21 protein-coding genes are annotated in these 25,959 nt (G+C 38.1%); 6 read left to right on the forward strand and 15 right to left on the reverse strand.

The genetic code is table 11. The features are described from left to right. Positions 1-159: 159 nt before the first annotated feature. Complete coding sequence (locus tag RBL01_RS11050) at positions 160-1,026, reverse strand: methyltransferase domain-containing protein (protein ID WP_002294559.1); 867 nt, start codon at positions 1,024-1,026, stop codon at positions 160-162. Between the two features lie 108 nt (positions 1,027-1,134). Between RBL01_RS11050 and RBL01_RS11055 the strand changes: the two genes are divergently transcribed. After that, positions 1,135-1,776 (forward strand): copper homeostasis protein CutC, encoded by a 642-nt coding sequence (locus RBL01_RS11055; RefSeq protein WP_002375871.1) that lies wholly within the window; start codon positions 1,135-1,137, stop codon positions 1,774-1,776. A gap of 61 nt (positions 1,777-1,837) precedes the next feature. Here the strand turns inward: RBL01_RS11055 and mgtE are convergent, their stop codons facing one another. The 4 genes from mgtE to RBL01_RS11075 are packed head-to-tail and all read right to left on the reverse strand — an operon-like array spanning position 1,838 to position 5,597. Then, positions 1,838-3,199 (reverse strand): magnesium transporter, encoded by a 1,362-nt coding sequence (mgtE, locus tag RBL01_RS11060; RefSeq protein WP_002294561.1) that lies wholly within the window; start codon positions 3,197-3,199, stop codon positions 1,838-1,840. 17 nt (positions 3,200-3,216) lie between these two features. Next, positions 3,217-4,116: an RluA family pseudouridine synthase gene (locus RBL01_RS11065; protein WP_307780909.1), complete on the reverse strand. Its 900-nt coding sequence runs from the start codon at positions 4,114-4,116 to the stop codon at positions 3,217-3,219. A gap of 1 nt (position 4,117) precedes the next feature. Next, positions 4,118-4,915 (reverse strand): NAD kinase, encoded by a 798-nt coding sequence (locus RBL01_RS11070; protein ID WP_002318543.1) that lies wholly within the window; start codon positions 4,913-4,915, stop codon positions 4,118-4,120. Then, positions 4,893-5,597: a GTP pyrophosphokinase family protein gene (locus tag RBL01_RS11075; protein WP_002289848.1), complete on the reverse strand. Its 705-nt coding sequence runs from the start codon at positions 5,595-5,597 to the stop codon at positions 4,893-4,895. Before RBL01_RS11075 ends, RBL01_RS11070 begins: the two co-directional genes overlap by 23 nt. 130 nt (positions 5,598-5,727) lie before the next feature. Here RBL01_RS11075 and RBL01_RS11080 point away from each other — a divergent pair, with 130 nt between their 5' ends. Then, complete coding sequence (locus RBL01_RS11080; RefSeq protein ID WP_002289849.1) at positions 5,728-6,303, forward strand: CYTH domain-containing protein; 576 nt, start codon at positions 5,728-5,730, stop codon at positions 6,301-6,303. A 117-nt stretch (positions 6,304-6,420) separates the two neighbouring features. Next, the gene (locus tag RBL01_RS11085) at positions 6,421-7,098 is read left to right on the forward strand and encodes a ClpXP adapter SpxH family protein (RefSeq protein WP_002318542.1); all 678 of its coding nucleotides are present in this window, start codon (positions 6,421-6,423) and stop codon (positions 7,096-7,098) included. A gap of 78 nt (positions 7,099-7,176) precedes the next feature. Here the strand turns inward: RBL01_RS11085 and pepF are convergent, their stop codons facing one another. The 4 genes from pepF to spxA form a co-directional block, all read right to left on the reverse strand. After that, the gene (pepF, locus tag RBL01_RS11090) at positions 7,177-8,985 is read right to left on the reverse strand and encodes an oligoendopeptidase F (RefSeq protein WP_307780908.1); all 1,809 of its coding nucleotides are present in this window, start codon (positions 8,983-8,985) and stop codon (positions 7,177-7,179) included. A gap of 175 nt (positions 8,986-9,160) precedes the next feature. Next, positions 9,161-10,159, reverse strand: a complete 999-nt coding sequence (locus RBL01_RS11095; RefSeq protein WP_038809307.1) for a competence protein CoiA — start codon at positions 10,157-10,159, stop codon at positions 9,161-9,163. A 226-nt stretch (positions 10,160-10,385) separates the two neighbouring features. Next, a complete protein-coding gene (locus RBL01_RS11100) occupies positions 10,386-11,039 on the reverse strand; it encodes an adaptor protein MecA (protein ID WP_002299370.1) in 654 nt (217 codons plus the stop codon). Between the two features lie 331 nt (positions 11,040-11,370). Beyond that, on the reverse strand, positions 11,371-11,769 hold the full coding sequence (spxA, locus tag RBL01_RS11105; RefSeq protein WP_002296384.1) for a transcriptional regulator SpxA: 399 nt from the start codon (positions 11,767-11,769) through the stop codon (positions 11,371-11,373). A 764-nt stretch (positions 11,770-12,533) separates the two neighbouring features. Between spxA and RBL01_RS11110 the strand changes: the two genes are divergently transcribed. Next, complete coding sequence (locus RBL01_RS11110; protein ID WP_002294563.1) at positions 12,534-13,241, forward strand: HAD family hydrolase; 708 nt, start codon at positions 12,534-12,536, stop codon at positions 13,239-13,241. 145 nt (positions 13,242-13,386) lie between these two features. On the opposite strand, the gene RBL01_RS11115 is transcribed toward RBL01_RS11110, so the two are convergent. The 4 genes from RBL01_RS11115 to RBL01_RS11130 all read right to left on the reverse strand — a co-directional run bounded on the left by RBL01_RS11115 (position 13,387) and on the right by RBL01_RS11130 (position 21,671). Further along, the gene (locus tag RBL01_RS11115) at positions 13,387-16,581 is read right to left on the reverse strand and encodes a DEAD/DEAH box helicase (protein WP_307780907.1); all 3,195 of its coding nucleotides are present in this window, start codon (positions 16,579-16,581) and stop codon (positions 13,387-13,389) included. A gap of 18 nt (positions 16,582-16,599) precedes the next feature. After that, positions 16,600-19,728: an AAA family ATPase gene (locus RBL01_RS11120; protein ID WP_002318537.1), complete on the reverse strand. Its 3,129-nt coding sequence runs from the start codon at positions 19,726-19,728 to the stop codon at positions 16,600-16,602. Positions 19,729-19,734: 6 nt separating this feature from the next. Continuing rightward, positions 19,735-20,856 (reverse strand): exonuclease SbcCD subunit D, encoded by a 1,122-nt coding sequence (locus RBL01_RS11125; RefSeq protein WP_002288955.1) that lies wholly within the window; start codon positions 20,854-20,856, stop codon positions 19,735-19,737. 191 nt (positions 20,857-21,047) lie between these two features. Then, positions 21,048-21,671: a lysophospholipid acyltransferase family protein gene (locus RBL01_RS11130; RefSeq protein WP_002318535.1), complete on the reverse strand. Its 624-nt coding sequence runs from the start codon at positions 21,669-21,671 to the stop codon at positions 21,048-21,050. 128 nt (positions 21,672-21,799) lie between these two features. Between RBL01_RS11130 and RBL01_RS11135 the strand changes: the two genes are divergently transcribed. Both RBL01_RS11135 and RBL01_RS11140 read left to right on the forward strand, forming a co-directional pair. Next, complete coding sequence (locus RBL01_RS11135) at positions 21,800-22,534, forward strand: tRNA1(Val) (adenine(37)-N6)-methyltransferase (protein WP_002299374.1); 735 nt, start codon at positions 21,800-21,802, stop codon at positions 22,532-22,534. Continuing rightward, positions 22,524-22,808, forward strand: coding sequence for a GIY-YIG nuclease family protein (locus RBL01_RS11140; RefSeq protein ID WP_002304776.1), 285 nt, complete (start codon positions 22,524-22,526; stop codon positions 22,806-22,808). Before RBL01_RS11135 ends, RBL01_RS11140 begins: the two co-directional genes overlap by 11 nt. Positions 22,809-22,882: 74 nt before the next feature. On the opposite strand, the gene RBL01_RS11145 is transcribed toward RBL01_RS11140, so the two are convergent. Together RBL01_RS11145 and RBL01_RS11150 are read right to left on the reverse strand one after the other, a co-directional pair. Then, complete coding sequence (locus RBL01_RS11145; RefSeq protein ID WP_002301277.1) at positions 22,883-24,766, reverse strand: acyltransferase family protein; 1,884 nt, start codon at positions 24,764-24,766, stop codon at positions 22,883-22,885. Between the two features lie 204 nt (positions 24,767-24,970). Beyond that, positions 24,971-25,930 (reverse strand): IS30-like element IS6770 family transposase, encoded by a 960-nt coding sequence (locus tag RBL01_RS11150; protein ID WP_410779629.1) that lies wholly within the window; start codon positions 25,928-25,930, stop codon positions 24,971-24,973. Between the last annotated feature and the right edge of the window lie 29 nt (positions 25,931-25,959).

Consider the following 25,959-nt stretch of genomic DNA (forward strand, 5'->3'; position numbering starts at 1 on the left):
AAAAAAAACGTATCAACTCGGTGTCAGTCACTGCGAGTCGTTACGTTAGTGAAGCTCTTCTCACTAACTTTTATCAGAACAGGAACCTGATAAAAACCAATGAAAAAACAACTTGTTGCTAATATAACACCCTCAACTTTTTTTTGCAACCTCTACTCATTAAAAACTGCTAGAAAAACGTTTTCTCTTAGTTCCTTTTAATAATTCTATGTCAATTGTAATCTTCTTCAAAGGATTCTTATATAAGTCTGCTTTGATTCGCTCTTCTACCTGCCACTCTAAAGGTGACATGGCCAAAAGATCTTTTTGATTTTCCTCTGGTATCTCAAATTCATAGGTTACACGCTGACGTTCAGTTAATTTCATTGCTTCAGCAAACTTGGCTACTACACGTTCATTGGAATAACTCTGTTTTTCAGGTTGATTCGGATAAAAAGCCTGACGTAGTTCCTTTAAATAATTTTCTTGTGGCACCACCTTCAACACTTCTCCATCTTCTGAGAGTACACGTTGGAATTCTTGGTAATGAGAAGGCGAAAAGATATTTAAAACCGCGTTGAATGTTTGATCAGCAAACGGCAAATTGGTCAAATCAGCTACACACCAAAATGCTTCGGCAGATTGTTCTGTAGCTGCGTAGACTCCTTCTTTTGAAATATCAAATCCAACAGCATTTTGAATCTTTTTCAATTTTGAAAGTTCATTCAAGAAGCTACCTTCTCCGCAGCCAACATCTAATAGCGAGACTTCTTCAGGTAGATGCTGCGCAATAGTCTCAATAACGGGCTGATACATGCCTGATTGGATCATTCTACGCCTTGGAACGAACATTCCTTGATCGTATTCTGTTTTAACCGCATGGGATAAAAAATAAAGTGTTCCTTTTTTGGAAAGGTCAAAACGGTGATTATTTTTGCATATCAAGCCATTATCAGACTTTTTTACTTCTTCTTGGCAAACCGGACAGCGGAACAGCTGATGATTTTCTGCCAAAAACTGGCGTCCTCGGTCAATTTTTTTTAACATAGTTCCCCCTCATTTCTGTTTTATCTTACCGTTAGATGCTCACTTTGGCAACTGCTAAAAATATGATACAATGCCTAGAAGAAAGTGAAAGATAAAGGAGAAGATTAGATGATCAAAGAATTTTGCGCTGAAAACTACACATCTATTCCTCTAGCAATTGCTAGAGGAGCCGATCGGATCGAATTGTGTGACAACTTAGCGGTCGGTGGCACAACCCCGAGTACTGGTGTGATCGAAGAAACGTTAAGTTATGCTGGGGAAAAAGATATCCCCGTAATGACGATTATCCGTCCTAGAGGGGGCGACTTCGTCTATAACGATATCGAATTGAAAATCATGCATACTGATTTGATTGAAGCAAAGAAATTAGGGACGGATGGCGTAGTATTTGGTTGTCTTACTCCTTCAGGCTGGCTAGACGAAGAGGCCTTAGAACTATTGATCGAAACAGCAGAAGGGTTGCAGATCACCTTCCATATGGCTTTTGACAGTATTCCTGAAGATCGGCAATTCGAAGCAATCGATTGGCTGGTAGAACATGGTATTGACCGTATCTTGACTCATGGCGGTCCTGCTGACAAAACTATTGTAGAAAATTTCCCACGGCTTAAAGAATTGATTGCCTATACAGATGGCCGCTTAATCATTTTGCCTGGTGGTGGTGTAACTGCAGAGAATGCAGCACATGTAGCTAAAGAATTGAACGTAAGCGAAGTACACGGAACCAAAATCGTGGATCTTCAGTTATAATCTTATAAACAAAAAAACATTTGCAACAGGCATAATGCTTATTGCAAATGTTTTTGTTTTTTTACATAAAATAGCCCATAAATAAAGAAGCAATATTGAAATAAATCAGTACACTCGTCAAATCGCTCAAAGTCGTGATAAAGGGACCGCTTGCTACTGCTGGATCAAATCCTAGGCGATCCATTAGCATCGGGATTAAACTACCTGCAAGATTCGCCACTGTGATTGCAAATAGCATAGCCATCCCTATGACAAACCCCAAGATAAAATTATGTTTCCAAAAACCTACGATTAGAAAAATCGTGATCCCCGTAACAGCTCCTGTGACAACGCCGGTCAAGACTTCAGCCAAAACAAGTCGAACAAATCCATGATCTTTCTCATCAGAAATCGCAAGTCGACGAACAGCCACAGCTAACGACTGGGTTCCAGCATTACCGGCAGTTCCTGTAATCAGCGAAATGAAGACTGCTAAAATACTCGCTTCACTTACCAAGTCTTCATAGTGACTGATTAAAGAAGCGGTCGACATACCTAAAAACAACAGAGTGATCAGCCAAGGCAAACGTCGAGACGCTGCCTTTACTGGATTTTCATTAATTTCTTCCACATTGACCCCGGCAAGTCCTGAATAATCGCTAGCAGCTTCATCATCAATAACGTCGATGATATCATCGACTGTGACGATTCCTAACAAATGATCATCATAATCGGTAACAGGAAGAGCTAAGAAGTCATAATCTCTAAATGTTTGTGCCACATCTTCTTGGTCGTCGCCTACATGAACTGAAAGCACTCGTTCGCTCATCAGATCAGAAATCATTGCGTCGTCATCATTCACGATTAGGTCGCGCAGAGAAATAACCCCTACTAGCTGACCTTCTTGATTAACGACATAGATGTAATAGATTGTTTCAGCTACATCTGCTTCGTTCTTCAGCACGTACATCGCAGAGCGAACAGTTTGATTGGCTACGATCGAAACAAATTCAGTTGTCATGATCGCGCCAGCCGTTTCATCCTCGTAATGGAGAAGTTCCTTGATTTCACTGGCATCGTCTGCCGACATCAAACTTAAATATTTAGCAATTTGCTTTTTATCCAGCGTATTAAGCAAGTCAACAGCATTATCTGTATACATCTCAGAAAGCATATCAGCTGCATAGCTAGGACGCATTTCATCTAGGTATTCTTTCATATGTTCGTTGTCTTCTTCAATCACATCGAACATATCCGCTAATTCTTTAGGCGACAGATAGGAATAGATCAGCTGCCTGTTCTCTTCTGTAAGAGATTGGTAGAATTGCCCCTGCTCATAGATATGCATCTCTAAAAAACTGTTTCTGAATGCCTGAATATTATTTTCCCTTAAATCTTGAGTCAACTGGGCAAATCTTTCCTCTAATTCTTGATTTTCATCCAAACCAATCTCACCTCGCCTTATTCTTCAAACCGTCTCACAACTGCCTCCATGTCTGCGGCTAAAGGCTGCTTGAACTCCAGCAACTCTTCTGTAAATGGATGGTAAAAACGCAGATCATAACAATGAAGGGCTTGTCTTTTTATTCCCAGATCCATTCGCCCGCCATACATATCATCACCGAGCAGGGCACAGCCAATTGCGGAAAAATGAACTCTTATTTGATGTGTCCTTCCTGTATGCAGCTGGATATCAACTAACGCGATTTCTGTTAGTCGCTTCTCTATCCAGTACTCAGTCTGTGCCGAACGTCCTTCATCAGAGACCATTCGCTTCAATAGCGAAGAATAATCTCGGGCGATCGGCAAATCGATATGTCCATGTGCCGATAAATCTGAAAGCCTTCCACTGACTAAGGCCTGATATTTTTTCACAAACTTCTTTTCACGAAGTTGCATATCTAATTTTGCGTGCGCAAATCCATGCTTTGCAAAAAGCATCAAACCAGATGTATCCCGATCTAGTCGCGTCACCACATGGATTACTTGGTTTTCGTAACCTTGTTTTTTATAATAAGCCTTTACACGATTAGCCATTGTCCCATTTGGATGGTATTGGGCAGGAATAGACGAAACGCCTGCTGGTTTATTTACTACCAGAACGTGTTCATCTTCATACACGATATCGGTCGGTGTTTCATCCAAAAGTACGGTTTCATGTTCTCCTTCAGCAGGAATCACAATGGTTACCTTATCATCCTTAGCTAGAGAAAACAAGACATTTTCTACTTGATCATTAACTTTGATTTGACCGCCTTGAAATTTTATTTTCGCTAACAGACCCTTTGAGATCCCTTTTTCTTTTAAAAAATATTTTACTTGCTGAGAATGATCTTTCTCATAATCCCATGTAAACTGCATATCAATCCTCACTAATAAAGGCATCTTTCACACGATGCCAAAAATGCATATGTCGATAAGAAGCAAAATGGATCCGTTCTTCTGCTATTCGATAATAAATTGAGCGGATATTTGCTTTTGCGACATTCAATTGATCAACCGTTACAAGATAATCTTCTGTATTTTCCAATTTTATTTCTAGCCATTCATCATGGGCAATCACGATCGGAGAACCCAAAGTACGAAACACTCGATTATTCAGTGAAGCAATCTCTGCCAACTGAAAGGCATTGATACTAGGATGGATCACAGCACCGCCGACACTTTTATTATATGCTGTCGAACCAGTAGGCGTAGAAATCGTCAATCCATCTCCTCTAAAACTTTCAAACAGCTCGTTTTTGATGTATACATCGGCTACCATCGTACGATTGGCCCGTTTAATCGTTGATTCATTCAGTGCTAAAAAATGCTGGTCCGGTGTTTCATCCAAATAACTGATCCGAACATCCAGCAAGGGATAACTAACACTTTGTTCCCGGTTCGTTCGTAAGCTGTCTACTAGTTCTTCCAGCTCGTAATCCCGCCAATCCGTGTAAAACCCTAAATGACCTGTATGCACGCCCAAGAAACGCACATCATTCAGACAATGACTGTAGTGATGGAACGCCGACAATAATGTGCCGTCTCCGCCGACTGAGATGACCAATTCTGGCTCATGATCATCTCGTTGAATCCCTGCTTGTTCTAAAAGTGCGTTCAAACATTCTGTCACTTCTATAGTCTTTGCTTCTTTATTATGAACGATCGCTACTTTCATCCCCTGCCTCCTCTCTTTCGCTTTCTTTCTTCAAAAGCGTTCGATAGTAGACATCATCTGATTTTCCTCTTCCATGGGAGAATAACCGCTGTGCTTCTTGGATTTCTTCACGGATACTGGACATCTCTTCATCCAACTGATAGGCAGCTTCTGCCGCACGCTGAAGTCGTTCACTCATTTCTTCTGGAAAAACGCCTTGATATTTATAATTCAGCGAATGCTCAATCGTTGCCCAGAAATTCATCGCAAGAGTCCGAATCTGGATTTCCGCCAAAATTTTCTTCTCACCGCTGATCAGCTGTACAGGATACTCGATCACCAGATGATAAGAACGGTAGCCACTTGCTTTTTTATTTGTGATGTAATCTCGTTCTTGGAGAACTTTCATGTCTTTTCTTTTACGGATGATCTCAACAACTTGATGGATATCTTCTACAAACTGACACATGATCCTTAACCCGGCAATATCAGACATTTCTTCTTCTAAACGTCCCATTGGAATATGCCGTAATTGTGATTTTGTTACAATACTATCGACTGGCTTGACTCTCCCAGTGACAAATTCAATCGGGACATGTCGATTTTGTTCACGGAACTGCTTGCGGATCCCCCGCAGTTTCACTTTCAATTCTGATACAGTTTGTTCATATGGTGCTAAAAATGCTTCCCAATCTCGTTCCATAGCTGATACCTCTACTTCATTAACATTCATTGTTTATTCTACCATATATGCAAAGTTTTTTCGTACTCTTGATTTATGCATTGACCAAAAAAAGAAAATTAGGCAAAATAGACAAAAAGGAGTCGATCAAATGACACAAATGCTTGAAATCGAATATAAATCTATGCTGACAAAGCAAGAGTACGAGATATTCATCGCTCACTATCAATTAACAGATAAAGATTTCCGTGTACAGACTAATATTTATTTCGATACCGTTGATGAACAGCTGAAGAAACAAAATTGTGGCCTACGGATCCGTTTCGTTGGTCATCAAGCTGAATATACATTAAAAACACCTGCTGAAAAAGGGCGTCTCGAAACAACGGATACCTTTATAACAGAAGAAGCAGAAGCATTTATCTTCGAAAAACGTCTGCCTCGTTCAGGCGCAGTTTTTCAAAAACTTTCTGATTTGAATATCGATCCTGCTTCATTAATCCAAACCGGAAAGCTTACAACAAAACGGGCTGAATTCCCTATTGAAGAAGGACTTTTAGCTATTGATGAAAGCTGGGGAGACAATCTACACGATTTTGAACTGGAACTAGAGGTAGGGGATGCATCTGTGGGAAAAATTGCTTTTATAAATTTTTTAAAACGTTTTTCTTTACCTTATCGTCCTGCTAAGAACAAGATCCAACGTATGCTTGAAGCTAAAAATTAGAAACCTTTCATTTTCACAAGGCACTTGAGTTCATTTTTTTACTTTTTTCTGTTAAGTTATAGGATGTGAAAGAATCTAGTCACTAGTTGTATAGAATCTATTTTGGGGGAGATTCATATGATCGAAATCTATTTATTTGTTAATCCTTTAGGGGAATACTGTTTCGAAATGGAACAACAGTTATTACAATTTATCGAAGAAGAGTACGGGACACCATCAAAAGAAAAGATGCAATTTCGCTTTCTTCCTTTGGTCAATTTGCAGACAATTGGGGATGTCATGCAACAAAAAGGAATTTCTCAGAACAATCTTGAGGAACGTAATCACTTATTCTCAATGACTTATTCTGCAGCATTAGACTGCAAAGCGGCGCAGTTTCAAGGAAAGAAAAAAGGCCGCCGTTTTTTGATCAAATTGCAAGAAGCAGTCGGCTGTAATGACATACCATATTCTCAAGAACTTGCTGAATCCATATTTGAAGAAATCGGCGGCGATTTGAATATGTTTAAAGAAGATCGGCAGTCTGACTTCGTTAAAGAAGTATTCTTTTCTGATCAAAAAATTGCTCGGGAAATGGGCATCACAAAACACCCTTCTGCAGTCGTTTACAATTATGCCTGCGACCGTGATTTTGGTGTTTTAGTAGAATTAAAAGGTACAAGTAGCCTTTGGAGAATCACAGAGCTGTGTAAAACAACAGATAACTCATATCAAGTTTTTAATGGTGAACATTTACATACAAATGATTCTCAGTTCCATTCAAGAACTAGCCATTTACACTTGCTTTCTAATTAAAAAAATACGTCGACTCCCTTACAAGAGAGCCGACGTATTTTTTTCGTTTCTATTCGAGAAAATCAAAAATAGAAAGCCTTATAAACGATCGATCAATTCTTCTAATTCATTTAGACGTTGTTCAAACATCGACATTGCATCTTCGATATATGCAGCCTGTGTCATATCAACTCCTGCTTTTTTCATTACTTCCACAGGATAATCGCTGTTACCTGCTTTTAGGTAAGCCAAGTAGTTCTCTAGTGCCTCTGGTTCCTGGTTTAGTATTTTCTTCGCCAGTGCTGAAGCAGCAGAAAAGCCAGTCGAGTATTGGAAAACATAGTAATTATAATAAAAATGCGGTATCCGTGACCATTCGAATTTAATTTCTGGGTCTTCTTCGACTGCTGGACCATAATATTTTGTATTCAATTTACCATAACTATCACTTAGGTATTCACTAGTCAATGGCACACCTTTTTCATCTTCCGTATGCATGAAATGCTCGAATTCAGCGAATTGTGTCTGGCGGAAAACTGTTCCTTTAAACCCATCCAAGTAATGGTTGAGTACATAAGCCCGTACACGAGGGTCTTTTTCTGTTTCCAATAAATACTCCGTTAGGATATTTTCATTCGTTGTCGAAGCAATTTCTGCTAAAAAGATGGAGTAGTCGCCGTACACATAAGGCTGGTTCGAACGAGTGAAATAACTATGAACACTATGTCCCATTTCGTGGACAAGCGTAAATAGCTGATCCAGCGTATCATGCCAATTCAATAAAATATATGGATTTGTGTCATAGCTTCCCGAAGAATAAGCACCGCTTCGTTTCCCTTTATTTTCGACAACATCGATCCAACGTTCAGAGAATGCTTTTTCTACGATGGCCATGTATTCTTCACCCATTGGTTTCAGTGCTTCTAAAGCTTTTTCTTTTGCTTCTTCGTACGTAAAGGTAATTGGAGCTTCCCCTAAGACCGGTGTATAAAGATCATACATGTGCAGTTTTTCCACTTCTAATAAACGTTTCCGTAATTCCATGTATCGATGTAACAAAGGCAAATGCTTGTTTACCACGTCTACCAAAGTATCGTATACACTTTCAGGAATATGATTATTGCTCAAAGACGCTTCTCTGGCAGAGCTGTAATTACGGACTTTCGCTTTAAAATTATGTCCTTTTATATGTGTGCCTAAAGTAGAAGCAAATGTATTTCTAAATTGTTCGTAAACACTGTACAATCCCTTAAATGCTGCTTCGCGTACCCTTCGATCCGTGCTTTCTAGCAACTGACCATACACGCCATGAGATAATTGGACTATTTCACCATTTTCTCCTTCAATCGTTGGAAAAACTAGATCTGCATTATTCAAAACAGCAAATGTATCACTTGAAGCATCAAAGATTTCACTTGCTCCAGCAAGAAGAGATTCCTGCTCAGCAGATAAGACATGGGCTCGATTATCTACTATTTGCTGGATATAATGGCGATAGACTTCCAATTTTGGTTCTTCTTTGAAATATTGCCAAATCTGGTCATCTGACAATTGCAATATTTCTGGTTCAAACCAGGAAACGGCTTCACTAACTTTCGAAAACAGACTGCTTGCTCTTGCATAAAGCGCTTGGTAATCTGTATTTCCAGTGTCTTGATCGTTTTTAAGGTGCGCATATACATAAATGACTTCAGTTTGGCGATAAACCCTCAATACGAATTCAATCGCATTTAAAAATTGAGAAGCGCCTTGATCAAGTGTTCCTTTGTGTTTTTCAGATTGTTTTAACTCTTCTGATAATTCCAAATATTTCTCATCAAACTCTTGGTCGCTTGAAAAGATCTTGGTCAAGTCCCAAGTTAAATTTCCAGGCAATTCTTCTCGTTTTGGCAACTGCTTTACTTCCATGAAATCCACTCCTTTTCTTCCCTTAGCTCTATCTATCAAAATAGATCATAGTCTAACATCCACATGTCACAGCATCTAACTTTTCTACTCATTCATGTGTCTGCTTCCATCAATTTTAGCATAACTAAATCTTGTTTTACATAGAAAACCGATTCCTAGCCTATTTTTATACTTACTATTTTTTCAAAGAAGACAAATGTATGCATTCGTTAAAAAACTGCTGATAGACCATCTCTTCATCAATCATAGGAAAAAGCCATTCCCTTTTATGTTCTTTTATTTGGCAAAGCCATGAGTTGAAATCAGGAACTTTCTGGTTTTCCAAGGCTTCTTCGTACAACATTCGATAAAGAAAAACCTGTTCTTGTAAATAAAAGAAAAACCGACTTTTTTGATAGATCCACGATGATAGATGCAAAAGATGTTTATGACGCAAGTAGCATTGTTCTTGTATGGATACTGTATTCTTTTGCTTGTGAATAAGTTGGCGTGTCAGCCATTCCTTCCCATCTTCACTCACTTTTTCTATTTTTTTCATTTGGTTCATTTTAATTTCGTTACTAGTGAATATTTCTTTAAGGTCCCTACTAGAAAAAGTCCAGCAGCTACTGCAAAAGGAAATATGCCCTGATACAGTCTCTGTAATATGATGATACAAATAAAGCTTTTGTTTCTTGAGATCAGCTTTCCAGCAATGCACTCCTCTTTTTCTATTATAGTAGCAGCAACTTTTTTCTATCAATGAGAATTGCGATTGTCCAAGAAAAGAATTACCAAGTATCCACCATACTTGGTAACTGTTATTCAAATAATTTTGGGTTCTTTCAATAAATCTCTGGTGAGACAGTCTAGAACATTGGATTTCTATTGCTAGATTCGCCAACAAAATATCAGGCCTTTGCCGCAACCTCGGCAAATAGGCTTCCAAAAATGCTGGTTCTACTGACTGTCCCGGCCAATCCATGAAGCATTCCTTTAACTGTAAGTGCTCTTTTGATTCTCTTTCACTAAAGACCGAACAGTTATCTGATTTTTGATGGGCAAAATGAGCACATTTTTTCTTTCCCTTTTTCAAAATCACTCTTTTTCGACAGCCACGACAATAATATTTCTTTCCTTTTTCTGCATGTTTAGCAAAACAGCACTTATTATATTCATTCATTGCAAGCAGCATTTTTCTCCCTCTGAACTTATTTACGTCTAAGAATTTATTTACACGAAAAAAGAGGGCGTGAAAAAGCTATTCTGCATCAAGTAATAAGAACAGCTAAACAAAAATAGTTCCCAATATTTTTCGTTTGGTTGGGCTTGTTACCGCAGATGCAAGCTTTTGAACACTATTTATACGAAAAAAAGACTGCGACACAATTTTTGTCACAGTCTCTTACTATAATGCTGATTTATACAAAATAAAATTTCGTTCGCTCGATAGCATTACGCGCCATCAGACATTTTCCATATTCATTCAATGTTTCTGGTGTACGATCGCTCTTTTCAGCAAACTCCAAAATTCGAGCAATCTGATTCTCTACATCCGCTTGGTTGAGATTTTCCATCCAGAAGTGAACGACTAGGTAATAGCGCTCTTCGAATAAATACAAATCAGTCCAAGCAGACTCTAGTTCGACATCTGTTGCAAGTTGGATCACTTGTTCAAAATCTTCAAAAGCAAAAGTTGCTTGTCTTTCCTGTTCTTCTAGGGCGCTTCCAGATAATTCTTCCTCCGGATCGCTGCCAATAATCTGCTGACGAAGAAAGTCACTCACATCTTCTGAATCAACAGTAGAATCTTCTGATTGAGAAATTTCTTCATCCGGAAGATTTTTACTGATAAACAGTTCTAATCCGTCTCCTTTTGGCAAAACTTGGAAAGTGACAGCTTCGCTTCCTCGGAACTCCTCTTCGATATCAACTTCTTCCAAAATACTATAAAAGAAATTTTCGATTTCTTTGTGATTGCCAAGTAAATCCAAAAATGAAACGCCCCGTTCCTCTAAATCTTCATGACCAATTAGTACACGGATCGTATTTTCATTAATATGTTCCATTTCCATTTTGCTACACCTCACTTTGCCACAATGTTTAATATAGATTCATTGTAGCGAAATCAGCTTAAATGTAAAGAAAAAAAATCTCGCTGTTAAGTGAATTTAATAAAACCAGCGGATTTTTCAACCTTTCAAGCTATCTTATTTAACTATAACATTTTTGGCAGACGAATACTATATAGCCGACTTTTCAGCTAATTTTTCCTCTCTATTTTTCGTGCAATCATCATCTTCTACTACCTTTTTATACATCTAATCAAGAATACTTTTTGTAAAAACAAAAAAACTTGGAAAAACTATCTTTGTAATAGTCTTTTCCAAGTTTCGTATTATCCTTCTATAATCCAGCCATCAATTGTGCTTGACGTAATTCTAATTGTCGTACATCGCGCGGTAGGAACCGACGAATTTCATCTTCATTAAAACCAACTTGCAGACGTTTATCATCAATCATGATTGGACGGCGAAGCAATCCAGGATTGTTTTGCACAAGTTCCAATAATTCTTGTAACGGCAGATCATCTAAATCCATGTTCAGTTTTTGGAATACTTTGGAACGTGTCGAGATGATTTCTTCTGTTCCGTCTTCTGTCATTTGTAAAATCGCTTTTAATTCAGAACTGTTCAATGGTTCTGAAAAAATATTACGTTCAACAAATGGAATCTGATGTTCTTGCAACCACGCACGAGCCTTTCTGCAGGAAGTACAACTTGGGGAAGTATATAATGTTAACAACGTGCACCACTCCTTTTCGTGATAAGAATCACTTTTTTGTAACAGAAGATCATAATAATCTCCCATCTGTTTCTATTATACATAATCAACTTTTAAATAGCTACCTTTTTTTCATAATTTTTTTAAAAAAATGAAAGTTATCTAAGGTTAATATACAGTAAAACCAGCATTCTCGCTTTTTTTATCATTTAAAAATTAGAGTTTTCAAATCTAATTCAAATTTTCTAAACATATGAAACAGCGCATAAAACTGTACTATTATTTTATCTCAAAAGCTAAATGAAACCGATTTCTTAAGATTTTTTATGTTTTTTATTTCTTTAATAGTAATGTTTTCTGTCATTTTAAATAATACTGTTCTTTATTATAACGCTTATTTTCTCTGTTATATAAGCGTAGTATTTTAAAGCAATGATTACTAAATAAAATTTACTATAAACAAATAAATCCAATAACGTTATTTTATGTTTGAATAGTTATATTGAGACTGTATTAAAAAAATAAATCTTTCGAAAATTCCACAGAGATTGCATTAAAATAAATCAATCGACTTCTACCATAATGATTAATTTGTTCATCAAACTTATTGACGTGTTTCACGATTTTTAGTGAAAAAAACTGAAATATAAAAACCTTATTCTGTCAAGGAAATAGAAATATAGTAAGAAAAACCTTTATTTATCAGCTTTTTTAGACAATTTTTTCTGTTACAATAGTCAAGGATTTGTGAAAAAATCAATGAAAACCGAAAGGCGTGTAAAATTTTGATTAAATCAGTTGTGTTTGATGTTGATGATACGATGTATGATCAGCAGCAGCCATTTCGAAACGCGGTCAAAAGAGTCGTTCCGCTTGTTTCAGATGCAGATATGCATCCACTATATATCCGGTTCCGCCATCATAGTGATGAAAACTTCCCAAAAGTAATGGCAGGAGATTGGACACTAGAATATATGCGAGCACATCGGATCAGCCAATCACTAAAAGATTTAGACTACCCTCATATTACGGAAGAAGATGGCCTCTTATTTCAAAAAATTTACGAGGAAGAACTTGATAATATCTGCTTGCATGAGGAGGTCAAAAAAACCCTCGATTTCTTGAAGGAAAAGAATGTCCCATTAGGAATTATCACAAATGGGCCGACTGACCATCAGACAAAAAAACTGAAGCAACTTCAATTGAACAATTGGATTCCTTCCCGCAATATGCTCATTTCTCAAGCAACAGGTTTCCAAAAACCAGAAAAAGAGATTTTTCAGCTGGCTGAGAAAGAATTTCATATGCTTCCAGAAGAGACCTTATACGTTGGCGATAATTACGACAATGATGTTCTAGGTGCAAAAAGTGCTAACTGGCAAGCGCTTTGGTTCAACCATCGAGAACGCAAAATTGAACAGACTCCAATTTGCGATATCGAGATTTCTTCTTTTGATCAGCTGTTAGAGACAATGAAGACAATCTTTGTATAACCTTTAAAAATAGAAATAAAAAAATGATAGCAAGGAAGCTGGGATAAAATGGAATCCCAGCCTCCTTGCTATTTTTTAAATCAAATAAACAATCGCTTCTTTAGAAAGACTTTCTTACCCATTACTGAACGCTTTTTCGAGTCTCTTACTCCTCGATTTCTCCTACACTTAAAATCATGCGGATGTCTTCTTCAGTCAGTTTCGTCAACTGTTCTTCATTACCTTGGATCACTTTTTGGAACAGTTCGCGTTTTTCTTGCTGGAGTGAATCCATGCGTTCCTCAATCGTTCCTTCAGAGATCATACGCCACACCTCTACCACATTTTTTTGTCCGATCCGATGTGCACGTCCAGCAGCTTGTTCTTCAATGGCAGGATTCCACCAAAGGTCATACAAGATGACCGTATCTGCTCCCGTGAGATTCAATCCAGTTCCCCCAGCCTTTAAGGAAATCAGAAAAACATCTTTTTCGCCAGCATTAAATGCGTCTACCATACTTAACCGATCTTGTGGTTTCGTACTGCCTCTTAAATAAAATGTCGAGATCCCTAGCTCGGCTAACTCTTCTTGCAAGATAGTCAGCATCCCTGTAAATTGAGAAAACAGCAAAACTCTTCGTTTGTTCTCTTTGGCAGCTACCAGTAGATCTTTTACTTGTTCGAGCTTGCCGGAACCGGCTTGGTAATCTTCAATAAACAGACGAGGATCGCAGCAAATTTGTCGCAGTCTTGTCAGACCAGCAAGTATCCCGATCCGGTTTTTCTTGAATGCTTCAGAATCCATTGATGTGATTTCTTCACGCATTTGACGCAAGTAAGCTAAATAAACAGTTTTTTGTTCTTCTGTAAGTGCAGAATATAGATTCATCTCTGTTTTTTCCGGCAAGTCTTTCAACACAGTTTGTTTATCTCGCCGTAAAATAAACGGTCGAATCATTTGCGCAATTTCTTCTGCGGCAAGTTCCCTGAATTTTGTTTTAGTCGGGAAAAATCCTGGCATAATCGTTGCAAACAATGACCACAATTCTTCTAAATTATTCTCGATTGGTGTCCCACTCAGTGCAAACCGCTGAGGTACAGCTAATTCTCTCAATGCTTGTGCAGTTTTCGTACTGCTATTTTTGACCATTTGTGCCTCATCAAGAATCAAATAATCAATTTTTTGCGACTGATAATTAGCTAGATCTTGTCTTAAGCTGGCATAAGAAGTCACTCGGATATCTGTGTCTTTAGCCAGTAATTCTTCACGTTCTTTTTTATTCCCATTGATTACTTGGATACTCAAAGAAGGGGCGAATTTTCTCACCTCTGCCTGCCAGTTGTAAATTAAGCTCGCAGGCGCTACGATCAAAGCAGAGAAGCTTTTCCGTTCTTCTTTTTCCGAAAGTAAAAAGGCAATTGTCTGTAGTGTTTTCCCAAGTCCCATTTCATCGGCTAAAATACCGCCAAACTGATAATGACCTAACATCTTCAACCATCGAAAACCTTGCTTTTGATAATCTCTCATCGTTGCATTCAATCCTTTGGGAAGCTGCGCCTGGTATCTTTCTGGATGAATGAGATCTTGTACCATCGTTTGGAACGATTCACTAAAAGTAGCATTGCTTTTTTCCAATTGATTTTGAATGATCAATCCTTGATTTTTAGGTACATGGATCGTTCTTTCTTCTGTACGTATCGATTCCCGTAATTGTTGCAACACTTGGCTTGTTTGTTGAAATTCTTCTGAATCAAAAGAAAGAACCTGACCATTTTCTAATGTATAAAAAGCATCATTTCTCAGCAAGCTTTGCAGGACATGATCGATTTCTTGCTCCTCTATCCCTGTCACATCGAATCGAATATCGAGCCATGAACCGGTCTCGGTTACTTCGATTTTCGGTTGATGTTTATGCGCATCTAAATACAACTCTCGCAATTTTCTTCCAAGTCTGACTTCACCAAACTGACGGAAGACAGATAGTTCTGTGCGGAAAAAGGCATATAGTTCTTCCCCGCTTGGCAATGGACGTTCATAACCAGTTTCATTTTTCTGGTAGCGATACATTCTGAATAGATCAAGTACTCGTTTCTCTTCTACTGTGTCACGTAACACCTGAAAAGCCTGTTCTGTCGAGACCTCATGCTTCGGGTCAGTCGAATAGATGACTTCGCCATAGACGAAATCGACTCGAGCTTGGATTTTTCCTTTTGCTTTTCGGAAAAAGAAAATAAATTCGACGGGGATATCTGCTACTTCCTCTTCTACTGCAGGGGCAATAGCTACGTTGCCGATCTCTGAAAGCAGAGGGATAATCTCTTTAAACAAAGACGGTAATTCTTTTTTCTTGAACACTACTTCTGGTTTCTCCAATCGGCGAATCAATTGTTTCCAAGTTTGATAAACCGTTTGTTGATATTTCGTCAGAGAATAAAATGTCCCTTGGATAACTCCCCACTGATAATGCATAAAGAAAAAATCAAAATCATTCAATGCTTGCAGCAAATAATCTTCTCCAAATTTTTCCACTTTGAATGATAAAGGTTTGTTTTGATCGGAAAATTGTATTCCTTGATCGTTTTGTTCATTTATCTGCAGATGCAAACGTGTAGTCTGATTCATCTGCTCTAACAGGAAGCGGGCTTGTTCTACTGGGAGAAGCAGATATCTTTTATCTAGTTTTCCTTTGACTTGTAAGCCGTTCGTACCTAATAATTGATGCGTCTGAGCACTTCCTGCAAGATGCGTGAGTATTTTTTGATCTTCTTTTTGAAACGCCCGTTTATCTAGACGAAACTGGTACTGTTTATTAACAGTGTAAGTTTCTTTTTCTGCGTAAGCTTGTAAAAAATCATAGATGTTTTTTACGATATATGTTTTTTTCGGTGATGCCAATGAACCGATACGCAAGTAAAGTGCCAAAATAGAAAGCTCTGGGTGATACTGATTAGTCTCAATCGTTTCTACTTGGTATTCAATAATCAAAGGTTGCACCGCTTGAGGATTGTTTTGTGTTTTTAGACGAGAAAAACCTTTTGCAATGATTTCTCCCTCACTTGTTGCTTTTACCGGTTCTAGCATTGGCTGGTCTTTTTTCATGATACGAGATAGATTTTTCGACCGTAAATAAAGTTCCACAGCAACTGTATGCTTACAATATTTATGTTCCTCCCAATAGGGACATTGGCAGTAATCTATCTCTTTTGCTGTACCATCCAAATCAACCATATACAATTCACTGCCCAAGACTTCTGCATGCCACACGTTTTCTTCTTGGTCAGGGACAACCGATAACACTCGGCCTTCTTGCAAGTATTGACGTCCACGTGCAATGACTTTTTCTGGAATACTCCATTTCATAGTTACCAATCTCCCTTTTTATCCAAGTTGATAGCGTATTTTGCTTTGTCCGCTACCTTCTGTATCAATTCTTATTTGTTGTAATACTCGTTCTTTCAATTCTCTTACATGACTAATGATGCCGATCATTCTTCCTTCACTTTCGATCGTTTCTAAAGCTTCCATTGCCATTTCCAAAGCTTCTTCATCTAATGACCCAAATCCTTCATCAATAAACAATGCATCGATTGCTACACCACCAGCTTGTGTCTGGATCACATCGGCAAGAGCTAATGCTAAAGAAAGTGCTGCAATAAAACTCTCACCGCCAGACAGGGTATGCGCACTTCGAGACATACCTGCCTGATCATCATAGATATTGATTTCTAATCCGGTTTTCCCTCGATAACTGCCAATGGTATCCGCTAGCTCAAATTGATAACGATTTTTCGTTAAATGTTGGAGATGATCATTTGCTACTTGTAACACTTCTTGAAGATAAACCTGAAGCACATACCGTTCCAAACTAGTCTTCTTAGGATTTTCTCCGTTGAATGTTTGCGAAAGCTGCTGTAATTGCGTAAGCTCATCTAATTTCGTCTGGCTTGTGTGATAAATCGAAAGACATTCATCGTAGATTTTCTGATTACTAATTTTTTGTTCTTGTAAACCGTATATCTTTTCTTGCTTTATTTCGATCATACGTCTTATCTCTTCTAACTGTTGGCTGATCTCTTCTGTATCTGGGAATGTCTCAGTTAGCTGGATATTTTCTAATTGACGCAGCCGGTCAGCTGTCACTAATTGCTCTTCATGATAAGAAGTAACTGTACGTTGGTTTTCTTTATATTGTGCTTGCTGTTGTGCAAATGCACAGATTTCTTCAATTGTTGAAAAATACGACTGGCTTTCTAACTTTTTAGCTATTCTTTCTTGTTCCTTTTCTATTTTTTCATCTATTTTTTCTATTTGTTCATGTTGAAGATCAAGCTGTGTCCGAAGCGTATGAAGATCTTGCAACAATTGCACTCCTGCTTTCTGCTCAACAGCTAGTTGATTCGAGTCTTTTTCTAACTGTTTTTCAAGTCGTCGTATCTCCTCTTCTAAACAGTTACTATCCGTATCTTGCAATTGTTGTTCTAAACTTTTGATTTCTCCTTGCAGTTGCTGGAGCTGATTATTTTTTTCTGTCTGCTGCTGTTTGTAGACAGCTAATTGTTGTTCGAGCTTTTCTGCTTGTTGTCTTATTTCTTTCAGCTCTATTCTTGTATTGGCCATCTTGCTTTTTCGTCTATCTAAAGATTGTTCGATTACTACAAGAGCTGTTTTTGTTTTTTGTTCTGTTATCTCAGGAAATGCCTTTTTCAAAGCCTGTTGCAAGTGTTCTTCTTGTTCAGCCAATTGTATATTCGTTGCCATGATTTTTTGTTCTAAATCTGATAATTGTTGTTGAAGATTATTTTCATGTGCTTCACTTTTGGCAATGATTTGCTGAGTTCTTTCTACAGCAGACTCAGCTTCTGCCAGTTGTTGTTCTACTTTTAAGATATCTTCCTTATTTGGCTGTTCGTGTTTTAATTGTTGTATGGGGTGTTCCGTTGATCCACAAACAAGACATGGCTCTCCTGGACGCAAAAAAAGCTGAAGACGAGCAATTTGCTGCTTTGCCCATTGGCTTTTCAGCTGTTCTGCTTGTTCTGTCTGTTCTTTCAATAGCTGACTATTTTTTGTTATTTCTTCAGTTGCTTTTTTGAGTTCTTCTCTTATCTGTGCGAGCGACCCAGTGTCTTTTGCTTTTTGTTTTTCTATTTCTTGCTGCTTTTCATCTAGATATTTTAACTGTCCAAAAGCAAGACGATCTTCTTGCAGTTTTTCCTGATCCAGTAAATTTTCTTGAAGAATTCGAGTTCTTTCCTGATAGATAGCGAGATTTTGATACAGCTTCTCGGCATTCAATTCTTCTTTATCCAATGAAATTGTTAATTGTTCTGCGTCTTGTTTTTTACTACGTAAGGATTCGACAATTGGCACCATCATCTGTTTGTTTTGCAGTTTTTGAGCAGCTTCTTTGATTTTTGTTTGTCGGCGAACGCGGTTTGCTTCATTTTTTTGCCACTCTTCATAATTCTGCGTAGTCATCGCTAGTTTCTTTGTTTGCTCACTACTTTTTTGTGACAGTTCTATTTTTTCAGCTTTTATTTCTTGTAGGCGCTGGATTGGTTCGACTAATCGTTGCGTAAATTCATAATACCCAATCCATCGTTTCTTTTCCTCTATTTCGTCTTTTTGAGCAGCTAATTCCTTTTGCTTGTTTATTAATATCGTTTTTTCTTCATAACTTTTTTTCAAGCTTTCAAAACGATAGTAGGAATTTTCTAGTTGCTTTTGTTTTTCCTGAAGTTCCGTTAGAGCTTCTTTTTCTTCCGTGATTTGTTTTTCGAGTATTGCCTGATGGTTTGTCCATTGGGCTAAAACGGCTTCAAACCCTGCTGCTGGTTCCTCTTCTTTGACTAAAACAAACCTTTTTTGCAGAAGATGCAGCTCTTGCTCTAAATGATCCAATTTTTGTTGCTGTTGTTTTGCTTTTTCTTTTAATCGCTCATTGAACTGTTGGAAAAATTGAGTACCGAATAAATGACGTAAAACAGTCTCTTTATCACTGCTTGATGAAACCAAAAAATTACGGAATTCTCCTTGGGGTAGTAAAACGATTTGAGAAAACTGTTTCGCATCGAGATTCATCAGTTCTCTGATCAACTGATCTGCTTCTGTACGTTTTGTGATTTGTTTTATTTCTTTTCCTTTCCCATCAAAAATGGTCAACGTTACTTTGGCTGCCTGTTTTTTTGTTCCGTTTCCTTTTCGTTTTGCTAAAACTTGTTCTGGTTTTCGTTCGATTTCATAGCTCATCTGCTGATGTTCAAAAGAAAAAGTCACGCTTGTTTCTTCGTCTGGTGTAGCAAACAAAGAGCGCATCTCTTTTCCAGAGCGAAGTCTTCCGGAAGTTTCACCAAAAAGTGCGAAGGTGATCCCATCAAAAATCGTCGTTTTGCCAGCTCCTGTCTTCCCGCTGATCAAAAAAAGCGGTGCTTCTGTCAAACGTGAAAAATCTACGGTCTCATTGATAAAAGGACCAAAATTTTTAAGTTGTAATTTTTTCGGTTTCATTCTTGATCATTCCATTTCCATGATTTCTTGCAACGTTTCTCCGAGCCATTTTTCTTGGTTTGCAGTTAGCTGCTCTTCCGTCATTTCACTAAAAAATGCTTCTGCTAATTTTTGAGGATCTTTCATTTCTAGTACTTTTCGTTTGCGCTTTGTTTGTTCTGCTCGACCGTTTGCCCGTTCAATCCCCAAAATACGAGGATATATTTGCCGAAGCTGGTTCATCATATTCGGGATGATCGTTCTATCAGTGAGATAGATATAGATGTAATTCTCCCGATTGACGGACTGATAAAAGGCAGGATCCAGCAATTCTTTGAAACTCGCTGTTATTTCTTCAATGTCATGCAGGGGTTCGATCTCCCTAAAATTCAACTCCAGGCCTGTTGTCAGGTCAACGATCCATACGCCTTTTTTTTGGTTGATCTCAGATAAAGAGAATTTCAATGGGGAACCGCTATAGCGAGCATTATCCTGTCTCAAAGCAGCTTGATTATGCAAATGTCCTAGTGCTACATAATCAAACGGTGTAAGTAGTTCACCAGGGATTGAATCCAACCCGCCTACTTCGATTTTCGTTTCCGAATCAGATTTTACACTTCCCATTACAAAAAAATGGCTAATCAATACTTGTTTTTTTTCTGAATCAAATAGCTCCTGCATTTTATCTATCACCTTGGCTACCGCTTGCTTGATCGTTCGGATATTGTCATCTTCAAAATATAATCTCGCTGCAATTGGTTCAAAGTAAGGAAGAAAGAAAAATTGTACGTTTTTAAACTCGACAGGTTCAAATGCTTCTGCTAGCTGTGTTCGCAAAAAATAGTTCGAATAACTGAACCATGGCGTACCCGCTGAAAGTCTCGTACTGCTATCGTGATTTCCTGATATAGCAAAAATCGGGATCTTTTCCTTTAAATTCCAATCGACCATCAATTCATTGTATAATTCTACGGCATCAACAGCTGGGACACTCCTATCATATAAGTCTCCGGCAATCACGATTGCCTCTACTTTTTCTTCTTTCGCGATATCTAGTATAGAAGATAGTACATGACGCTGGTCTTCAATCAAGTCATAACCTTGTAGTTTTTTTCCGATATGCCAATCGGCTGTATGTAAAAAACGCATTCAATCACCTCAAAAAATGTCCTTCTAATTATTATAACACTTTGATCCATTACATGACACCTGTCTTCTATTTTACATATTGGGACGCAAAAAGAGGGCAGACTTGACGTCTCTCCCTCGTTTTCATTGAAAAAGTCTGAACTGAACAGGACAGTAGATTCAAAAGACCGCCCACGCATAAACTTATCATTTTATTTTTTTTTGACTTCATATTTGAAATCAGGGTTCACTTCTTTGTCCAATTTGTCAAAAGCTGCTTGTGTTCGTCGTTCGATCTCCGCCATACCTTCTTTATCCGTTTTCTTGATATCTGATAAGTCGATTGGTTCGCCGAAACGCACTGTCACTCTCTGACGCTTGAACAGATCCCCAAGTGTCAACGGACCTTGATATACAGCTGGCACGATTTTCGCTTTAGACATTCTGGAAATCAATGCCATTCCGCCTTTAAGTTCTGTAGCATGTCTTGTCCCACTGGGAAACATGATCAAACTCAAATTTGTCGATTTCAAAATCTTTACAGGTGTTTTAATGACGCTTGGTCCTGGTTTTTCTCTTTTAACTGGAAAAGCATTGGATCGAGTTAATATAAATCGCAGAACTGGATTTTTGAACAGTTCTTCTTTTGCCATAAAGCTGAATTCCTTGGGTGCTGCAGCTACCGCCAGATATAATGGGTCCCACCAAGTACGATGGGGAGCAACTAGTATGTAATTCTCATCTTGCGGTAAAACTTCTTTATTCTCATAGCGGGCATTTCCATTAACTAAGGCTAATAGTACTCGAACTACCCCGCGCATAAATCGATAAAACATAGTCTCTTCCTTTCCCTTCTTATGGTCATAGTATGCATAAAAAATAGAGGTTTGACAAGCCACCTTGGTTCTTTTTAATAAAAATAGTATAATACAGACGACTATTTTTTTCATTTTGGAGGGAATCCATGCTTCACGAAGACGAACGAATCGACCAATTATACGCAGAAGATATCAAGATTATCCAAAGTTCCAAAGTGTTTTCTTTTTCTTTAGATGCTGTGCTGCTTGCTCACTTTTCCCGTGTACCTAAAAAAGGGAAGATCGTTGACCTTTGTGCAGGAAATGGCGCAGTTGGACTTTTTTTAAGTAAACGAACCCAGGCGGCTATCGACGCTATCGAACTTCAACCTCGTCTAGCAGACATGGCAAGACGTAGTATCGCGCTTAACCATTTAAATGAACAAATGACCGTCCACACCATCGATCTGAAAGACAGCTTATCTGTCGTTCGGCATAATTCTTGTGACTTAGTCGTCTGTAATCCACCTTATTTCAAAGGGCTGCCAACAAATAAAACGAACCCTAATAAACACCTGGCAATCGCCCGTCATGAGATCCATACGACGTTAGAAGAAGTGATCGATATTTCAAGTAAGCTACTAAAAACAAATGGACGCTTTACTATGGTCCATCGTCCTGATCGATTCTTAGAAATCATTCAGGTCATGCAAGACTATCGAATTGCACCTAAAAGGATCCAATTTGTTTACCCAAAACCTGGAAAAGAGGCAAATATTTTGTTAGTTGAAGGAATCAAAGAAGGCAAATTAGACGGATTCAAAGTCGCTCCACCATTGATCACTTACAATATGGATGGAGAATACACTGTAGAGATTCGTGAGATGCTCTATGGCAAATGAACATTATTTTTACGTGTTATTCTGTAAAGATCAGACATTTTATGGTGGATATACAACCGATCTTTCTAGACGATTAGAGGAACATAACAATGGTACTGGCGCTAAATATACTCGTCTTCAAAAAAGAAGACCTGTTAAGATGATCCATGCAGAAGTATTTTCTTCAAGAAGCGAAGCAACAAAAGCAGAAGCTGCATTCAAAAAACTCACCCGAAAACAAAAAGAACGTTATTTACAGACACACTCAACCGTTTTGCTTCCTGAATCTATATGAATGTTAAAAACACGATAAATATAAAAAAACTTCAGGCAAAAACAAATGTTTTTGCCTGAAGTTTTTTGTAGCTATCATTCTGTCACGTTTGTCTCACTGCTGTTCGTACTTGAACTTCCTCCTAGCAAGGCTTCGCTGACTAAGTGAATGTAATGTGTCATCCCTTCAGGATTTGGATGGACTTGATCATCATAAAACCAGTCACTATGGTCATTACTGTAGCTGTACCAATCAATCAGCGTCATATTGTCGTATTTTTTCGTCATCTGTTCAAGCATCGCATTCACGTCATTTTGCCAGCGCTTCGTCGGTACTCGGACATTGACCCAGTATACTTTTCGATCACCGATTGCATCCATCACACTATCAAACTGAGCTTCCGAGAATGAGCCATTCGTTCCTAGTCCAATCAGAACAGTGTCTTTCAACAAATCTTGCTCCTTTAATTTTTCAATGTACGGTACACTGGCATATAATTGTCGTCCGACATCTCCATCTACCACTACTTTTGGATAAAGTTCTTGTAGATCCGTTGCAGCATCCAACATAACTGAATCACCAAATGCCGTTAGTTCTAATTTTTGTGCCTTATTCCCTTGTGCCTTGGACAACTCGTACTTATCAAGGATCGCTTGGTCAACCGAACTAGTGGTGTTTTCTGAATTGTTTCTGGTTTCTTCTGCTAGTTTTTTACTTTCAGCGATTTTTGCCTGCAGTTGTTTTTGATCGGCTGTTACAGCGTTTTTCGGTGCCGTAACGAAACCAACGAGTGCAATTGCTACAAGTAATGTGCCTGGAACAACCCATGGTTTGCTCTTACTGATGATCGGTTTGCTGAACCATCCTTTCATCACTTGGAATGTACGACCATAATCAAAACGTGCTAGCGGACGCTCCACATATCGATAAGAAAGTTCACTGATGATTAGAATCAATGTGATTTCCACTAAAGTATGCAACAAAACGTGATCGGCAATATCAGTCACCTTTGCTTCATAAAAAATCATAACTGGAAACTGATACAGATAAATGCCATAGCTTCGTTTGCCAATCCAAGTAAATACTGGATTTGTCAGCCATCGATTCAAACTTGCTCCGGGGTGTGCTGTCACTGCAACTAGCACTACGCATAACAGACTCACTAGGAGCATTCCTCCGTAATAGATGAAATTGTAATGATCATCTAAAAAGAAGAAGCAAAGAATCAGTGCCAAAAGTGAGATTCCTCCAGCGATATTCAGAATATTTTTCGCTTGTTTCGGGATGTTTTTCTTTAAACGCGTACTTGGCCAAACAAACGCAAGCGCACTTCCCAGCCATATAGAAAACAGACGAGTGTCGGTACCGTAATAAACACGGGTTGGATCGCCTCCTGGTGTATACAAGATCATCATCAAGATGGCGGAGAGGAAGGATGTACCTAACACAGTATAAAAGATCCATTTTCTTTTACGAACAAATACCATCAACAATACAAACAAGATCGGCCAAACCAAATAGTTTTGACCTTCTACTGCTAAAGACCAGATATGCGTAAACGGTGACTCATTAGCAAATCGATCGAAATAAGATAAACCGTTATTGATTTGCCACCAGTTGTTGACATACAGTAAGCTGCTGACCACAACTCCTCGAAGATTGTTTAACAGCCCTCGCTGAAACAAAGTGATATAAGCCGAAGCTGTCACAAGCATAAAAACAAGTGCCGGATAGAGTCTCTTCATTCTTCTGACATAAAATTGCCAAATATTGATTTTTCCATTTTGTTCCCATTCCTGCCGCAGCAGATCCGTGATCAAATAACCAGATACGACGAAAAAAATCGGAACGCCCAAATAGCCGCCTTTCATACTAGTTGGCAGAAGGTGATATAAGATAACACCCACCACAGCTAATGAACGGAGCCCATCAAACCCAGTGATGTAGCGGCTGTTTTTTAACCTTTTTTGTTTTTCCATTCAATATTCCAACTTTTCATAAACTTTTTTCATTCGTAATATACGGGTATTAAGTGAAAATAGCAAGTAGAATCGTGTCCTTTCTCTACTATTTTTTTCTATCATCCCATAAATTTAAAAAAATAAACATGCTTTTTTTCAACTTTAAGAAAATTTCAAATAAAAAAGCAGTTTTTCTTTGCTGATTCTACTATGTATGATTTGTCAAATTAAGCTAGAATAAAATGCTTCTTGTACATAGCTCAAAAATATTTCGATTGGTGTTCTGTAATTCAATGATTTTCTTGGAATATGATTACGTTGATTGCTGACACTGGAAATAAATGTCTGATTCACTTCTCTAAAATCCATTGATTTCGGCAGTCCATTACGACGCAGAATCCCGTTAGAATTCTCGTTTAATGGGCGTTGAGAAGGTGTTCCAGGGTCCGCAAAATATATATCAATATCATGTTGGTTACTAATGGCTTTCCAGTTAGAAAATTCTTTTCCACAGTCAAACGTAATAGATTTAAAGAAGTTTTTAGGGAAGCGAGAAAACCATTGATTAAGGGCAGTTTCAATATCTAATGCCTTACGGCCGTTGGGTTTAATCGTGATAATGACTTTAGATAACCTTTCAACTAAAGTAATGACGGCACTTTTATGATGAATGCCAACGATCGTATCACCTTCAAGGTGACCAAACTCAGAATTGAAATCAGGATAATTATCAGGTCGATCATGGATTGAGCGCTGATACTGTTGTTTTCCCCGTTTTTCCTGATGGCCATTGGGTTTTCTTTTACCTTTCATCGGTAGTGTGTCAATATCAAATATTCCTTTAGAAAATAAACGATAAAGTGTTCTCATACCGCATGAAACAGGCCTTTCTTTTCGCCCGATAATGACGTCAGGCGTCCAACCAAGAGTGACTTTCTCTTTAATGTAATCTACTTCATGAGCAGGTAATTGAATGACTTTTCTCCCACATTTTTTCTTATTTTCTTTATACTGGTGCCAATAATCAAGAGCAGTCTTGCCTTGCTTGAACTTATTGACTACATTATAAATAGTTTGTATAGCACGTCCCATTCGGTTAGCGATTTCAACCGGCTTATTATGTTGAAGATAATATGATTCTATCATTGTCAGTTCCTCTATGGTAAGATGTTTGTAGGTCATTTATGGTTACACTCCTTTGTTTTCTTTCG

Origin of the sequence: Enterococcus sp. SB12 (assembly GCF_030910025.2) — a bacterium.
GTDB classification, from domain to species: domain Bacteria; phylum Bacillota; class Bacilli; order Lactobacillales; family Enterococcaceae; genus Enterococcus_B; species Enterococcus_B faecium.